Here is a 14,503-nt window from a genome sequence, read left to right on the forward strand (position 1 = left end):
TGTGCCTTTACCGTAGGGTCGCAGGGTGGGACGAATTGACGACCTGGCCGACCGTTACGTCACCGAGTGGGCCGAGCTGAGCCCGACCGGCGCGACCTATGTCGGCATCGCCGGGCATGACGACAAGACCGACGACCTTTCTCCGGAGGGCTTCGCTGCCCAGGCCGAACACGTGCGGCGCACCCTCAACGACCTGGACGTGATCGAGCCCGAGCACGAGACCGAGCAGGTGGCCAAGGACGCCATGATCGAGCGCCTCGGCCTCGAGCTCGCCACCTACGACGCGGGGTATTCCAAGAGCGCGGTCAGCGTGATCTCCAGCGGCCTGCACGGCCTGCGTGGCGTCTTCGACGTCATGCCCACCGAGGGCGAGGAGGCGGTCGCCAACATCGCGGCCCGACTCAACGGGTTCGCCACCGCGGTCGAGCAGTACAAGACGACCCTGCGCGACGAAGCGGCCGCCGGCCGGGTCAGCGCCCGCGCCCAGCTGCTGGCCGTCGCCGAGCAGTGCGATGCCTGGACCGACCCGGCGCGCGACAACTTCTTCCACGGCCTGACCGGCCGGCTCGACGCGAGCGGCGCGCTCGCCACCGAGCTCGAGCTCGGCGCCACCGCGGCGACCGCGGCCACGGCCGGCTTCGCGGCGTTCCTGCGCGACGAGCTGGCCCCGGTCGGCCGCGAGAAGGAGGCGGCCGGCGAAGAGCGGTACGCGCTGGCCTCGCAGTACTTCCTCGGCGCCAAGGTCGACCTGCACGAGACGTACCTCTGGGGCTTCGCCGAGCTGCACCGGCTCGAGCGCGAGATGGCCACGGTCTCGGCCGTCATCGCCGGCTCGGGCGCCACGGTCGACGAGGCGGTGGCCGTCCTCGACGCCGACCCGGCCCGGCGCATCCCGGGCAAGGAGGCGTTCCGTGACTGGATGCAGCAGCTGGCCGACAAGGCGATCAGCGAGCTGAACGGCACGCATTTCGACATCGAGCCGGCGGCCCGCAAGATCGAGTGCTGCCTGACCCCGACCAGCGACGGCGGCATCTACTACACCGGCCCGAGCGAGGACTTCTCCCGTCCCGGCCGGATGTGGTGGGCGGTCCCCGAGGGGATCACCGAGTTCTCCACGTGGCGCGAGGTCACCACGGTCTACCACGAGGGCGCGCCCGGCCATCACCTCCAGGTCAGCCAGACCATGCTCCGCAAAGACCTGCTCAACCGCTGGCGGCGGCTGCTCTGCTGGTGCTCCGGGCACGGCGAGGGCTGGGCGCTCTACGCCGAGCGGCTGATGGACGAGCTGGGCTACCTGGAAGACCCGGGCGACCGCCTCGGCATGCTCGACGGCCAGGCGCTGCGCGCGGCCCGGGTGATCGTCGACATCGGCATGCACCTGGAGTACGAGATCCCCCGGGACAACCCGTTCGGCTTCCACCCCGGCGAGCGCTGGACGCCCGAGCTGGGCTGGGAATTCCTGCGCGGGCACGTACGGATGTCCGACGAGGTGCTGCGCTTCGAGTGGAAGCGGTACCTCGGCTGGCCCGGCCAGGCGCCGTCGTACAAGGTGGGCGAGCGCATCTGGATGCAGGCGCGCGAGGAGACGAAGCAGCGCAAGGGCGCCGATTTCGACCTCAAGGCCTTCCACCGCGATGCCCTCAACCTGGGCTCGCTCGGCCTCGACCCGCTGCGCAAGGCCCTCGCTCGGCTGTGACCTCTTCGGGCTTTTCCCCGGCAAAAACCGGGGAAAAGCCCGTTTTGCGTAAGGGCCATCATTACGCAGCGCAATTCCCATTCCCGTAAGCAATCGTACGACTACTCAGAGTCAATGCGATTCCGAGTCATAATCGTTATCTATTGCGAATCTTGTATCTTTTCGCGGGCCCGCCCTGCCGTTACCATCTCCGCGGTGGCCAACCGGCTCCGGAAGCGCTGTGCGCTGCGACTTCGGCCCGACATAACGAGCGGGAATCGCGCGCGAACAACGACTGACGGCGCCCGCGGGCATCCCCCGATCAGCCGAGAGAATTCTGCCCCTTGGAAAGGGGCTTCCCGAGGATTTCTCGGATAGATTGGCCCGGATCCGTGCGCCCAACTGGCTACGGACAGTAGCCGTCACCAGCGGCTCATCGCGTGTTGCATGGCGGAGGACGAAAGCAATGAACAGCCGGCGAACCCGTTTACGCTCCGCTCTCGCGGTGATTCTGACGGTTTTGGTTCTTGTGCCCAGCGCGGTCCTGTTCGGGCGAGTTTGGCAGGAGAACTCGAGCCAGCGGGCACAGACCGATCTCGAGAAGAAGGGCGTCGAATACATCACCGCCCTCACCCCGCTGATCAACGCGCTCGCCGAGGCGCAGTCCTCGGCGGTCCAGGGCGTGTCCGCGCCGCCCGACTCGCTGAACGCCGCCGTCGCCAAGGTCGCGGCGGCCGACGCCAGCCTCGGCGACGACCTCAAGACCAAGGAGCGCTGGGCCGATCTGAACACCAAGATCGCCAAGCTGCCCAAGGCGACCGGCGGCTCGCTCGCCGTGCTCCAGGCCCATATCGAGGTCTCCGACCTGGCCCTCGCCCTCTACGGCGCCGTCCGGCGCAACTCCGAGTTGAGCCGCGACCCGGACAGCGACCTGTCCAACCTCCAGCAGGCCGTCGCGGTCGACATGCCGACCACGGTCGTGCGGGTGAGCCGGATGGGCGACTGGGCGAACATCCTGCAGACCGCGAACGCCAAGACCCGCGGCACGATCGCGGTCCAGTTCGGCCAGGAGGTGCTCGCCGTGCAGGACTCGGTGAACTCCCTGACCGAGAGCCTCCAGGCCGCCGTCGACGACACCAACAGCCCGACGCTGAGCGGCTCGCTGGTCACCACGCTCGACTCGTTCCGCCGCGGCGTCGAGTCGATGACCCGTGGCGCCAACCCCGGCGGCACCCCGAACGTGGCCACCATGTCCACCGCGCAGACCGCCCTGCAGACCGCGCTGAACGCGCTGGCCGGCGTCACGCTCAAGGAGATGGCGAAGCTGCTCGAGGACCGGTCGAGCTCGCTGTCCTACCGGCGTACCGAGGCGCTCGCCATGGGCCTGCTCGCGATCGCGCTGGTGCTCGGCGCCCTGGTCTGGCCGGCCATCGGCCGCCGCCGCGACTTCGCGCCGGCCGCGCCCCCGATCGGCGAGTCCACCCGGGACATCCCGAGCAGCCGTCCACCGGCACCCGCCGCGTACGGCGGCCAGTACGACATCACCCCGGCCTACGGCGACATCGACCCGACACGGCGGGAGCGGTCCGGTGCTGTTCGGTAAGTTCCGCATTCTGGGCAAGCTCGCCCTGCTCGTACTCGTTCCCCTGCTCGGCGTCGTGGCGCTGAGCGTGCCCATCATCGTCACGCGTATCAGCGACGCCCAGGACGCGCAAAAGACCTCGGACGCCGTCCAGCTCGCCACCCGGGTCAGCACCGCCATCCAGGAGCTCCAGGAGGAGCGGCTGCTCTCGATCGGCTTCATCTTCGGGCTGATCCAGGAGCCCGAGCTGGTCGTGCAGAGCGCCAAGGCGGCCGACACGGTGGCCCGCATCGACGACGGCGGCCAGGCGCTCAGCAAAGATCTGCGCAAGGCCATCCGCAACACGTCCCGGCTGGACAACACCCGGCAGAACGTACTCAACCGAGGTGCGATCCGGCCGGACACCCTGGTCACCGAGTTCACCGACGTGATCACGCCGCTCATCAACGGGCTCGCGCTCTCCTCGAGCGCCGACCTGACGACCGGCGTCGGCAAGCAGATCTTCGCGCTCGACCAGGCGCTGCGCACCGACGACATGATCAGTCAGGCTTCCGCTTACCTCGTGGTCGCGACGATCACCAAGAACGCCGGCTTCGTCGGCCTCTTCTACTCGACGCTGGTGCAGCTGCAACAGGTGATCCTGAACGCTCAGGCGTTCTTCACCGACGCCCAGTACAAGCTGTACCTCGGCGCCCAGGACGCGTTCTCCTCCCGGGTCGGCTCGGACTTCCTCATCCAGGCCGCGATCGACCCGGCCACGGCGGTCGGCTCGCTGAACATCAAGACGCTGTTCCCGTCGCTGCGCTCGGTGCTCGTCCTCGGTGGCTTCGTGGAGAAGCGGGTCGCCGCGGACGTGGACCAGATCGTGACCAACAACCGGGACACGGCGCTCCGGGACGCCCTCCTCATCGGTGGCGGCTCGCTGATCCTGCTGCTCCTGGTGATCTCGCTGAGCCTCTTCATGGCCCGCGCGGTCGCCCGGCCGCTGCGCCGCCTGACCGTCTCGGCCGACCGCATCGCCCGCGCCGCCGAGGCCGAGCTCCAGCGCGTCGCCGACGACGAGGCGGAGACGGTACGCCCGATTCGCCTCGACCCGGTCGACGTCGAGGCCCAGGACGAGATCGGCGACCTGGCCCGCGCGTTCGACCGGGTGCAGACCACCGCCGTCCGGCTGGTGGAACGCCAGGTGCTCGGCCGCCGCAACGTGGCCCAGATGTTCGGGCACGTCGGGCGGCGTACCCAGAACCTGGTCGGCCGCCAGCTCGCGCTGATCGACAACCTGGAGCGCAAGGAGACCGACAGCGACCGGCTCCGCGAGCTCTACCGGCTCGACCACATGTCGTCCCGTCTCGGCCGGAACGCGTCCTCGCTGGTCGTGCTCTCCGGTGGGGCCGGCGCGAACGAGCACATGGCGCCGCTGTCGCTCTCCGACGTCGTCCGTCTCGCCCTCGGTGAGATCGAGGACTACACCCGGGTCGACGTCGAGGTGCCCGAGGAGATCGTGGTCGTACCGGCCGTCCTCGCCGACCTGACCCTGCTGCTCGCCGAGCTCATGGAGAACGCCACCGCGTTCTCCCCGCCGCACACCCGGGTGCTGATCACGGCGACCGAGCTGCGCGGTGGCGCCCGACTGGCGGTCATCGACAACGGCCTGGGCATGACGCCCGAGCGGATGGCCGAGGAGAACTCCCGGCTCACCCGCCGTGAGCGCCTCGACCTGGTGCCCACCGAGGTGCTCGGCCTGTTCGTGGTCGGCCGGCTCGCCCGCCGGCACGGCATCGAGATCACACTGACCGACACCCCCGGCGGCGGTGTCACAGTCTGGGTCGACCTGACCCCGGCGCACCTGATCTCGCGGGTACCGAGCACGACCATGGCACCGTCGTTCCTGGGCGGCCCGTCCTCAGCGCCGAGCTACCACACGTCGGAGTTCGCCCAGGTGATCGCCGGTTCCGCGGCCCGCGCCTCGGTGCCCGGCAGCCAGCTGCCGTTCGACTCCAACGTGCTGGAGCGGGCCACCCGCACCCTCGAGTCCGGACACTCGTGGAACGCGTTCGCGACGGCCACCCGGGCCGACGCGGGCCCGGCCCTCGCGGCGCCGTCGTACGAGGCGCTGCCCGCCGGCCCGGTCGAGGCCGAGCCGGTGTACGAGGCCGAGCCGGTCTGGGCGCCGGCACAGGTCTACCAGCAGCCGGCGCAGGTCTACCAGCAGCCGGTCCCGACGCAGCCGATGTACGACCTGGGCGCGCCGGTCGCCGGCCGGGGGCCGGCCTCGCTGCCGGAGCTGCCCGCGGCCGGTCCGTCGGCCTGGAACCAGCAGCCCATGGAGGCGCCCCAGCCGACCTGGAACGCGTACCCGGTCGAGGCCCCGCAGCCGACCTGGAACGCCCCGTACCCGGAGGCACCGGCCATCCCGCACCAGCGCACCGACGAGGACCCCCGGTACGGCGCGCCGGTGCCGCAGGCCTACGCCCAACCCGCGTACCCGGAGACCCAGCCCGCGTACCCGGAGACCCAGCCGGACCCGTACGCCCAGCCGGACCCGTACGCGCAGCCGGACCCGTACGCGCAGCCCTATGGTCAGCCGGAGCCCGCCGCGTCGCCGGAACGGGGCGCCGGTGGTCCGCTTCGCCGTCGTGTGCCCGGCAGCCAGTTGCCGGCCGAGTCCGGCGCGCGGCCGACCATCGCCGCACCGGACGACGCGGTCGCCGCGCGCGCCGCGTTCGACGCCTTCGAGGCCGGCGTCAGCCGTGCCCAGTGGGACGTCGCCGAGACCGAGATGACGGCCCCGCCGTCGGCCGGTCACTCACCCCTCGCCCGTCGCGTTCCGGGCGCCACCCTTCCGCGGGACGTGCAAAACACCCCGCCCCCGCCCGCTCCGGCACCTCCGCTCGATCCGGATGCCGCACGAGCACTGATGGAACAGTTCGAGTACGGAGTCGCACTCGCACTGAACGAAACTCAGCCACAACCCGAGGGACAACCGCGATGACTAGCCCCTACTCCACGGAAACCGGCAACGGCTACGGCCAGGCCCAGCTAAGTGCCGAGGCGAAGACCTTCAACTGGCTCCTGGACTCGTTCACCTCCGGCACCGCAGGCGTGATCGAGGCCATCGCCGTCTCCTCCGACGGCCTCCTGATGGCGATGTCCGCGATCAAGGACCGGCCGAACGCGGAGCGCCTGGCCGCGGTCGTCTCCGGTCTGACCAGCCTCGCCGGCGGCGCCGCGAGCTGGTACCGGCTGGGCGCGCTGAATCGGGTCATCATCGACATGGCGGAGGGCTACCTCCTGGTCACCGCCATCAGCGCGGGCTCGGTGCTCGGCGTCATCGCGGACCGTTCGGCCAACCTCGGCACCCTCGCGTACGAGATGACCCTGTTCGCCACCCGGGCCGGCGGCGCCCTGAGCCCGCGGTTGATCGCCGAGTTGAAGAACGCCGTCCAGCAATGACATACCCGGACCCTGACGACCCGGCACACCCGGCTCGCCCGAGTGTCCGGCCCTTCCTGCAGTCTGGCCTCCCGTTGGCCGGCGGCTATCGCCCGACATCCCTGGGCGAGCTGCCGGCCGACGATTCGGCCACGACATTGCGCCCGTTCGTCATCACGTCCGGACGCACCGACGGCGCCGATCCCGACATCGGGATGGAAACCCAGGTGACCGTCAACCACGCCGCGATGCCCATGCGGCTCTCGCCGGAGATGCGCGCCATCGTTGCGCTCTGCGGCGAGCCACTGTCCGTGGCGGAGATCTCCGCCCGGCTGCGTCTGCACCTCGGCGTCACCCGGATCCTCGTCGGCGATCTGCGCGCCGCGGGCCAGCTGGACGTCCATGTGCTGGACAACGAGACCCCCGACCCCGAAACCATCATGCGAGTGATCCGTGGACTTCGAGCAATCACCTGACCACTACGTCGGCACCGCGCAGGTGGGCGGCGGCGGCAAGCCGAAGAAGGCGCCGGTCCCGGTGAAGATCATCGTGGCTGGTGGCTTCGGTGTCGGAAAGACGACAACCGTAGGCGCCATCTCCGAGATCTCTCCGCTCACCACCGAGGCGGAGATGACCTCGGAGTCGGTCGGCATCGACGATCCCGGCCAAGCGTCCATGAAAACCACCACGACCATCGCCATGGACTTCGGCGTCCTCACCATCGACCAGACGCTGAAGCTCTACATCTTCGGCACGCCCGGTCAGTCCCGCTTCGCGTTCATGTGGGACGACCTGATCAAGGGCGCGCTCGGCGCATTGGTGGTGGTGGACACGGCTCGGATCGACGACTGTTACCCCGCCGTGGACTACTTCGAGCGGGCCGGCCTGCCGTTCGTGGTCGGCATCAACACGTTCAACGGGCAGATGAACTACAACCTCGAGGAGGTGCGCTGGGCGCTCGCTGTGCGTGACGATGTGCCGGTTCTCTCGTTCGACGCGCGCTTCCGGGCATCGGTCCGCGACGCCCTGCTCGTCGTCCTCGACCAGGCGCTCGACAAGGCAATCCGGGCGAAGTCCACGTAGGGTGTGCGCTGCGTCGCGCAGATCGAGGTTTTCAAATCGGCCTTCCAGCGGGCAGAGTGGATAGGAACCACCCGTAGAGGAAGGACGGTGACGTGCGAGGCGGACTGGACGACGCGCTCGACAAGCTCGCGCGCCGTGATGAGCTGCGCAGGCGCGCCGCGAGTGAGGCCACAGGGACCTCACCCGCTGTGACGGAGCTGGTCGAGGCGATCGCTGGGGTCGTGGCACGCCATCCGGAGCTGGGCGTGACCGTCGGCGCGGAAGGCTCGGGCGATCCCGTCCTGCTGCACTTCTACTTCGCCGAGGGCCAGGTGCAGGTCACCGCCGACACACCGGTGCCGGCGGCCCCGGCGGCCCCCGCCGCCCGGCACGCCGACATCGTCGACGTGGATCTCGACGAGCCGATGGTCGAAGATCCCTATCAGGCGCCACCGGTCTCGCCGGCCGACGATCCCCGGCGCATGTCCCACGACGATCAGGATCGCTACGGTCCGGCTCATTACGGGTACGCGGAACCGGGCGCCCACGACGCGTACTTCGCCGACTCCGACACGGCCGAACGCCGTTACGGGTCGTTCGACTCCCCGCCGCCGGCCGCCGAGCCGCCGTACCCGCCGCATCCCGGCGAGACCTCCCGCGACCTGGGCGCCCGCATGCGCGACCTGGGCATGGCTTCGCGTGGCTCGGGCCCGGGAGCCGGGTTCCCGCCACCCGGGACGCCGGGCGCCGACAACAGCCGGGACGCCTACCCTCCGCACCCGTTCGCGGCCACGCCGCCGCCGCCCGTGCCGCCGCAGACGCCGTCGGCCGAGCAGACCCATCGCATCCGCGCCGAGCAGCACCGCGCGCCCGCCGAGCCGGCGGCCAACGAGCGCATGGCTCCGCAGCGCAACGGCGCCATGCCGACCCCGCTGCCCAAGCCGATCCCGCTGCAGGTCGAGCGCCCCGAGGAAACCGAGATCGCGGCCCGGCGGCTCGCCGCCCTGCTGCGCGACGATCCCTCGCTGCTCAACAACGCTCCGCGCGACTAGGCACTCTCTGTTATCAGCCTCTCGCGGGCTGGCATTGCAGTGAGTAGCAGTCGTTGATGACGTCTGCCCCGTTTGATCCCGATCTGCGACGTCTGGGCTGGGCCGTTTGGCCACAAAGAGTGGTGACGGCTTGCCTCACGCTCCGTGACTGCATAGCGTCCAACGAGCCGCTGACCCCCGCAGTTCCGGAGAAGACATGACGCTGCCCGAAGTCCACCTCGCCGGTGGTACGTGCGCCGAGGCGCTCCGGCTCGCCCCGGTCGCCATCGCCCTGCGTGAGCAGGGCCTGGTCGCCCCGGTGCTGATCGCCGCCGGACCCGACCCCACCGCCGTGGCGAAGACCTGGATCGCCTGCGGGCTCGCCGCCGACATCACGCTGCCGGCCTCGGCCGACCTCGCGGCGGCGATGCGCCGGTACGACCAGCTGTGGGCCGTTCGCACCCCGGCCTCCGTGGTCGTCCGCGGCGAGAACCTCGCCGCGGCGCTGGCCGCCTACTGGCGTCGCGTGCCGATCATGCACATGGACGCGGGGCAGCGCTCCGGCTCGCTGGTCGCCGACGATGCCGACGCGGACCGGCGCCTGCTCGCCCAGGTCGCGACCGTGCACCTGGCCGCCGCGCCACTCGCCGCGATGAACCTGCTCGACGAGCGGGTCGTCCCCGGCGACGTGCTGCTCACCGGCGGCACCGCGGTCGAGGCGGCCCGGCTGATGGCCGCGCGCACCAAGCGGCGCGCCAAGCCCCGGCCCCACCGGATCGTGGTGGCCGGCACGAGCGCCGCGCGAGACGAGCCGGTACGGGCGGCCATGCTCGCGATCGCCGCCCAGCACCACGATCTCGACGTCATCGGCGGGCTGCGGATGCCCTACCCGGAGCGGTCCCGGCTGATCGCGGTCGCCGAGGTGGTCGTCACCGACGACGCCGACCTGGCCGAGGAGGCGCTCGCGGCCGGGACGGCGGTGCTGGTGCCGGGCGAGGGCGGCGGGCTCACCGAGGCCATCCACGCCGGCAGCGCGCGGCAGGTCGACGCCGAGGCCGGCGAGATCGTGGCGGCGCTGTCCGAGCTGCTGGAGAGCCGGGTGCGGCGGGACTCCATGGGGGTCGCCGGGACCCCGTACGGCGATGGCCTGGCCGCCGCCCGCATCGCGCAAGCCACCGCGGCCCTGCTCGGCCACGGCCAGTTCCCCGACCCGATGCCCGCCCGGCCCGAGGCCGGCGTGCCCCGTTGAATCCAGCCTAGGAGAGCCAACAACATGGACGTCATCGGGTTCTGGACCCGGTCGTGGATCAACGACGACCGCACCGCGGTACGCAAGCTGCTCGCGCCCGACGTCGAGGTGGAGTGGAACCTGGACGCGCCGGTCGACGACGAGGAGCTCCTGCAGGTGCAGCACCGGATCGCCGCGTTCGCCGACAAGGTCACGGTGGCCGGCGAGACGCTCGCCGAGGACGGGGCGACGATCGTGTACGACATGGTCGCGCCGTTCGGCGCCGCGCGGATGGTGGAGTTCCTGGCCGTCGCGGGCGGGCGGATCACCGAGGTGCGGCAGGTGTACGACGTGACGCTGACCGACCGCTACTTCCCGGGCCTCTACGACAACTGACGAACTTGTCGTACCTCACGGCTAGCGTGCGGGACATGGCATATGACTTCCAGGTGGTCGTCGACAGCGCCGACCCCCATACGCTCGCCGACTGGTGGGCCGAGACCCTCGAGTGGCAGGTCGAAGAGCAAGACGAGTCCTTCATCAAAGACATGGTGGCCCGCGGCTTCGCGACCGACGACGAGACCACCACCCACAAGGGCAAGCTCGTGTGGCGCACAGGGGCGGCGATCCGCCATTCCGAGTCCTACGCGAGCGGCAAACCGCGTCGCGTGCTCTTCCAGCAGGTGCCCGAGGCCAAGTCGGTGAAGAACCGCCTTCATCTCGACGTGTGGGCGGGCGAAGAGCAGCGTGACGCCGTGCGCGACGCTCTCGTCGCGCGCGGCGCCATCTTTCTCTATTCGCAGTGGCAGGGGCCGCACTCGTGGCACACGATGGCCGACATCGAGGGCAACGAGTTCTGCGTCAGCTGATGGTTCAGCCGACCGGCAGGTTGCGGTGGAGCAGGGCAAACAGGTTGACCCAGTGCCGCTCCTCGGCACCCGCGTTGTACATCGAGGTGTCGCTCATCGTGAAGCCGTGCGGCGCGCCCTCGTAGACCTCCGAGGTGTAGGCGACGCCCGCCTCGTCGAGGGCCGCCTCGAGCGCCTTGATGTGTTCCGGTGTCATCGAGCGGTCGTTGTCGGCGTGGGCGAAATACGCCTCGCCGGTGATGTTGCCGACCGCGAGGTGCGGGCTGTCCGGGCCGTCGGTGACAACGCCGCCGGCGTGGAAGCTGCCGAGCGCCTTGATCCGGTCGGGGTGCGCCTCGATGGCCCGCAGCGCGTTGCGCCCGCCCATGCAGTACCCGACGATCACGACCGGGCCGGCGGCGACGCCCGGTTGGGCGGCCAGGTAATCGAGGTACGAGCCGGTGTCGCCGGCGACCCGCGGCGGCGTGAGCTTCTGCATCATCGGCCCGAGCCGTCCGAAGGCGGCGCCCCGCTTCTCGGGGTCGGCCAGCTCCTCCGGAGTGACCAGCAGCCCGCTCGCGCTGCGGTAGAAGAGGTTGGGCGCCAGCACGGCGTACCCGCGCTCGGCGATCCGCCCGGCCATCTCGGCGAGCCGGGGCCGCAGGCCGAACGCGTCCATGAACATCAACACACCGGGGAACGGTCCGTCGCCGTCCGGCTTGACCAGGTACGCTTCCGCCGTGCCGTCGGCGGTCGGCACCTGCACAGTCGTGGTCTGCATGTGCGCAACCTAGCACCAACCGGGGATGGCTCCCCGGTCTCGTCGTACCCTGTCCCCCATGGCCAATCGACTGCGCGCGGACGCGGAGCGCAACCGCGCCGCGCTTCTCGCCGCGGCGCGGGAGATATTCGGTGAACACGGGCTCGACGCGTCACTCGACGAGATCGCCCGGCGGGCCGGCGTGGGCAACGCGACCCTCTACCGCCGCTTCCCCACCCGCCGCGACCTCATCGCCGAGGTCTTCGCCGGCCAGATGACCGAGTACGTGGAGCTCGCCGAGCTCGCCCTGCACGAGCCCGACCCGTGGGCGGCGTTCGTCGGCTACCTCACCCGCCTCTTCGAGCTCCAGGCCACCGACCGCGGCCTCTCCGAGCTGCTGGTCTCGACCTCCTTCGACGACGACGAGCGGCTCTCGGCGCTGCGCGCGGCCACCCAGCGCGGCGCCAGCGAGGTCATCGTCCGGGCTCAGCAGTCCGGCGCGCTGCGAGCCGACTTCACCCGGCGCGACCTTGGCATCCTGATGCGGGCCAACGCGGGCGTGGTGCGGGCGTCGCTCGAGCCCGACGCGTGGAAGCGCCAGCTGGTACTGCTCCTCGACGGCCTAGCTCGCCGTTGACAACCCGGCTACAAACGGTCATTTAAGGATCTTTAAGGTCCGCTCAAGGTCGTTTAAACGGGCCACGGCAAAGAATCGACTCCCGTCGTCACCACCTGCGATCGGAGTCACCCATGCAACGCAGCCGTCTGCGTCTTGCCATCTACGCCTCGGCGGCCGTCCTCGCCGTAGCCGGTGGCGTCGGCGCGGCCGTCGCGGCCACCACCCCGACCACCAAGGCCGCGGGCGTCCTCACCGCCACGTTCAGCAAGGACAGCGACTGGGGCACGGGCTATCAGGCGAAGTACACGATCACCAACGGCACCGGCGCGACGGTGAACGGCTGGCAGCTGGTCTTCGGGCTGCCGTCGACCGCGAAGCTCGGCAGCTTCTGGGATGCCACGATCACCACCTCCGGCGGGGTCTCGACGGCGAAGAACCCGAGCTGGGCCACCACCATCCCGGCCGGCGGCAGCGCGGAGTTCGGGTTCGTCGTGGCCGGCAGCGGGGCGCCGACCAGCTGCACGATCAACGGCGCATCCTGCGGCGGCGGCTCGGTGCCGACCACCGCGCCGCCGACGACCAAACCCACCACGGCCCCGACCACCGCGCCCACCACGAAGCCGCCGACGACCGCTCCGACGACCAAGCCGCCGACGACCGCGCCCACCACCGCGCCGCCGACCACATCGGCGCCGACCGGCGGGAACGTGCTCGTCGCCCCGTACGTCGACATGGGCTTGCTCTCGAATGGCTCGACCACCCTCGCCCAGCTGGGCAGCAGCGGGAACCTCAAGTCGTTCAGCCTGGCCTTCGTGACCAGCGCCGGCTGCAAGGCGAGCTGGTTCAACGCCTTCGACCCGCGGCAGAAGCAGTTCGCCGACCAGATCGCGGCGGTGCGCGCGGCCGGCGGTGACGTGAAGGTGTCCTTCGGCGGCGCGACCGGCATCGAGCTCGCCCAGGCCTGCACCAGCGTCCCGGCGCTGCAGGCCGAGTACCAGGCGGTCGTCTCGGCCTACAACCTCAAGTACATCGACCTGGACATCGAGGGCGCGGCGGTCGCCGACCCGACCACGATCGCCCGCCGCTCGACCGCGCTGGCCGCCCTGCAGAAGGCCAACCCCGGCCTGAAGATCTCGCTGACCCTGCCGGTGCTGCCGGAAGGCCTCACCGCCGACGGCCTGAACGTGGTCAAGTCGGCCAAGAACGCGGGCGTGGGCCTCGACCTCGTCAACATCATGGCGATGGACTACGGCCGCGCCGGCCAGGACTACGGCGACCTCGCGATTCAGGCGGTCAAGAGCACGAAAGACCAGATCAGGTCGGTGTACGGCAACAGCGACGCGGCCGCGTTCAAGATGGTCGGCGTGACCCCGATGCTGGGCGTCAACGACGATCAGGGGAAGTTCACCCAGAGCGACGCGAAGGATCTGGTCGCCTTCGCGAACGCCAACCACATCGGGTTCGTCTCGTTCTGGGAGCTGAACCGCGACAAGAACGCCTGCTCGGGCGCCCTCTTCCAGTGCACCAACGTCACGCAGGCGCCGTTCGAGTTCAGCAAGATCTTCGCCGGCTTCACCGGCTAGGACTCTATTCTCATCCCCAAAGGTAGGAAGCGCGCGGCTCCGGGCCCCCACCCGGAGTCGCGCGTTTTCTTTACTCGAACCCTCGGCCCGCGGTGGCCAGGGCTTCTTCCGCGATGCTCCACAGCGGGGTGCCGGCCGGGGCGTCGAGCCACATGTTGAGCGAGACGCGCAGCGCCACCAGGAAGGTCGCGGCCGTCATGCGCGCGCGCACCCCTCGCGGGTCGTCCTCGCTCATCCGGGCGGAGACCTCGGCGGCCAGTTCGCGCTCGACCCCGGCGAACGTCTGCACCTGGGCCGCGATCAGCGCCGGGTGCGCGCGCAACAGCCGGCCCTGCGCCACGGACTGGGGGTCGAGCTCGCCCAGCTCGCTGTTGAAGGAGGCGGCGGCCGCGGTGAGGGCCGCCCAGGGCGACTCGGTCGCCGGCCGGGAGCGCACCGACTCGATCAGGCTCTGGACGCGCTGGAAGTCGCCGTACATCAGCGCTTCTTCCTTGCTCCCGAAGTAGTTCGAGAAGGTGCGCCGCGAGACGCCGGCCTCGTCGGCGATCGCCTCGACGGTGATGCGGTCGTAGCCGTGCTCGGTCGCCAGGCGGACCGCCGCATCGTGCAGGGCATGCCGGGTCGCGGCCTTTTTGCGCTCTCGGAGGCCCGGCTCCGCCGTCGTGCTCATGAGTCGAGCCTAC

Annotated in this window: 14 protein-coding genes; 12 read left to right on the top strand and 2 right to left on the bottom strand. The window is 70.5% G+C overall.

Going from position 1 to position 14,503, the window contains the following annotated elements:
• The first annotated feature begins 25 nt into the window (after nt 1-25).
• The 10 genes from ACIA5D_RS23185 to ACIA5D_RS23230 all read left to right on the top strand — a co-directional run bounded on the left by ACIA5D_RS23185 (nt 26) and on the right by ACIA5D_RS23230 (nt 10,879).
• A complete protein-coding gene (locus ACIA5D_RS23185) occupies nt 26-1,696 on the top strand; it encodes a DUF885 domain-containing protein (protein ID WP_396032238.1) in 1,671 nt (556 codons plus the stop codon).
• Nucleotides 1,697-2,180: 484 nt separating this feature from the next.
• On the top strand, nt 2,181-3,278 hold the full coding sequence (locus ACIA5D_RS23190; protein ID WP_396032239.1) for a hypothetical protein: 1,098 nt from the start codon (nt 2,181-2,183) through the stop codon (nt 3,276-3,278).
• Nucleotides 3,265-6,249, top strand: coding sequence for an ATP-binding protein (locus tag ACIA5D_RS23195; RefSeq protein ID WP_396032240.1), 2,985 nt, complete (start codon nt 3,265-3,267; stop codon nt 6,247-6,249). The genes ACIA5D_RS23190 and ACIA5D_RS23195 overlap by 14 nt, the downstream gene beginning before the upstream one ends.
• Nucleotides 6,246-6,710 carry a roadblock/LC7 domain-containing protein gene (locus tag ACIA5D_RS23200; protein ID WP_396032241.1) on the top strand — a complete coding sequence of 155 codons (465 nt, stop codon included), beginning with the start codon at nt 6,246-6,248 and terminating at the stop codon, nt 6,708-6,710. Before ACIA5D_RS23195 ends, ACIA5D_RS23200 begins: the two co-directional genes overlap by 4 nt.
• Nucleotides 6,707-7,165 (top strand): DUF742 domain-containing protein, encoded by a 459-nt coding sequence (locus tag ACIA5D_RS23205; RefSeq protein WP_396032242.1) that lies wholly within the window; start codon nt 6,707-6,709, stop codon nt 7,163-7,165. The genes ACIA5D_RS23200 and ACIA5D_RS23205 overlap by 4 nt, the downstream gene beginning before the upstream one ends.
• On the top strand, nt 7,143-7,772 hold the full coding sequence (locus tag ACIA5D_RS23210) for a GTP-binding protein (protein ID WP_396032243.1): 630 nt from the start codon (nt 7,143-7,145) through the stop codon (nt 7,770-7,772). The genes ACIA5D_RS23205 and ACIA5D_RS23210 overlap by 23 nt, the downstream gene beginning before the upstream one ends.
• Before the next feature lie 92 nt (nt 7,773-7,864).
• The gene (locus ACIA5D_RS23215; protein WP_396032244.1) at nt 7,865-8,803 is read left to right on the top strand and encodes a hypothetical protein; all 939 of its coding nucleotides are present in this window, start codon (nt 7,865-7,867) and stop codon (nt 8,801-8,803) included.
• Between the two features lie 196 nt (nt 8,804-8,999).
• A complete protein-coding gene (locus ACIA5D_RS23220; RefSeq protein WP_396032245.1) occupies nt 9,000-10,031 on the top strand; it encodes a UDP-N-acetylglucosamine 2-epimerase in 1,032 nt (343 codons plus the stop codon).
• Nucleotides 10,032-10,055: 24 nt separating this feature from the next.
• Nucleotides 10,056-10,406: a hypothetical protein gene (locus tag ACIA5D_RS23225; RefSeq protein ID WP_396032246.1), complete on the top strand. Its 351-nt coding sequence runs from the start codon at nt 10,056-10,058 to the stop codon at nt 10,404-10,406.
• A 35-nt stretch (nt 10,407-10,441) separates the two neighbouring features.
• Nucleotides 10,442-10,879: a VOC family protein gene (locus ACIA5D_RS23230; RefSeq protein ID WP_396032247.1), complete on the top strand. Its 438-nt coding sequence runs from the start codon at nt 10,442-10,444 to the stop codon at nt 10,877-10,879.
• A 4-nt stretch (nt 10,880-10,883) separates the two neighbouring features.
• On the opposite strand, the gene ACIA5D_RS23235 is transcribed toward ACIA5D_RS23230, so the two are convergent.
• Complete coding sequence (locus tag ACIA5D_RS23235; protein ID WP_396032248.1) at nt 10,884-11,639, bottom strand: dienelactone hydrolase family protein; 756 nt, start codon at nt 11,637-11,639, stop codon at nt 10,884-10,886.
• A gap of 58 nt (nt 11,640-11,697) precedes the next feature.
• Between ACIA5D_RS23235 and ACIA5D_RS23240 the strand changes: the two genes are divergently transcribed.
• The gene (locus ACIA5D_RS23240) at nt 11,698-12,255 is read left to right on the top strand and encodes a TetR/AcrR family transcriptional regulator (RefSeq protein WP_396032249.1); all 558 of its coding nucleotides are present in this window, start codon (nt 11,698-11,700) and stop codon (nt 12,253-12,255) included.
• A gap of 113 nt (nt 12,256-12,368) precedes the next feature.
• Nucleotides 12,369-13,820, top strand: a complete 1,452-nt coding sequence (locus tag ACIA5D_RS23245; RefSeq protein ID WP_396032250.1) for a cellulose binding domain-containing protein — start codon at nt 12,369-12,371, stop codon at nt 13,818-13,820.
• Nucleotides 13,821-13,890: 70 nt separating this feature from the next.
• Here ACIA5D_RS23245 and ACIA5D_RS23250 read toward each other — a convergent pair whose 3' ends face one another.
• The gene (locus tag ACIA5D_RS23250; protein ID WP_396032251.1) at nt 13,891-14,490 is read right to left on the bottom strand and encodes a TetR/AcrR family transcriptional regulator; all 600 of its coding nucleotides are present in this window, start codon (nt 14,488-14,490) and stop codon (nt 13,891-13,893) included.
• Nucleotides 14,491-14,503 lie beyond the last annotated feature (13 nt).

The organism is Actinoplanes sp. NPDC051513, from assembly GCF_044454685.1.
Classification (GTDB): domain Bacteria; phylum Actinomycetota; class Actinomycetes; order Mycobacteriales; family Micromonosporaceae; genus Actinoplanes.

What these genes read in the sequence shown, in the direction of transcription:
- ACIA5D_RS23225 (WP_396032246.1), top strand. Translation starts at nt 10,056, where the DNA reads ATGGACGTCATCGGGTTCTGGACCCGGTCGTGGATCAACGACGACCGC.
- ACIA5D_RS23235 (WP_396032248.1), bottom strand. Translation starts at nt 11,639, where the DNA reads ATGCAGACCACGACTGTGCAGGTGCCGACCGCCGACGGCACGGCGGAA.
- ACIA5D_RS23220 (WP_396032245.1), top strand. Translation starts at nt 9,000, where the DNA reads ATGACGCTGCCCGAAGTCCACCTCGCCGGTGGTACGTGCGCCGAGGCG.
- ACIA5D_RS23200 (WP_396032241.1), top strand. Translation starts at nt 6,246, where the DNA reads ATGACTAGCCCCTACTCCACGGAAACCGGCAACGGCTACGGCCAGGCC.
- ACIA5D_RS23230 (WP_396032247.1), top strand. Translation starts at nt 10,442, where the DNA reads ATGGCATATGACTTCCAGGTGGTCGTCGACAGCGCCGACCCCCATACG.
- ACIA5D_RS23205 (WP_396032242.1), top strand. Translation starts at nt 6,707, where the DNA reads ATGACATACCCGGACCCTGACGACCCGGCACACCCGGCTCGCCCGAGT.
- ACIA5D_RS23250 (WP_396032251.1), bottom strand. Translation starts at nt 14,490, where the DNA reads ATGAGCACGACGGCGGAGCCGGGCCTCCGAGAGCGCAAAAAGGCCGCG.
- ACIA5D_RS23240 (WP_396032249.1), top strand. Translation starts at nt 11,698, where the DNA reads ATGGCCAATCGACTGCGCGCGGACGCGGAGCGCAACCGCGCCGCGCTT.
- ACIA5D_RS23245 (WP_396032250.1), top strand. Translation starts at nt 12,369, where the DNA reads ATGCAACGCAGCCGTCTGCGTCTTGCCATCTACGCCTCGGCGGCCGTC.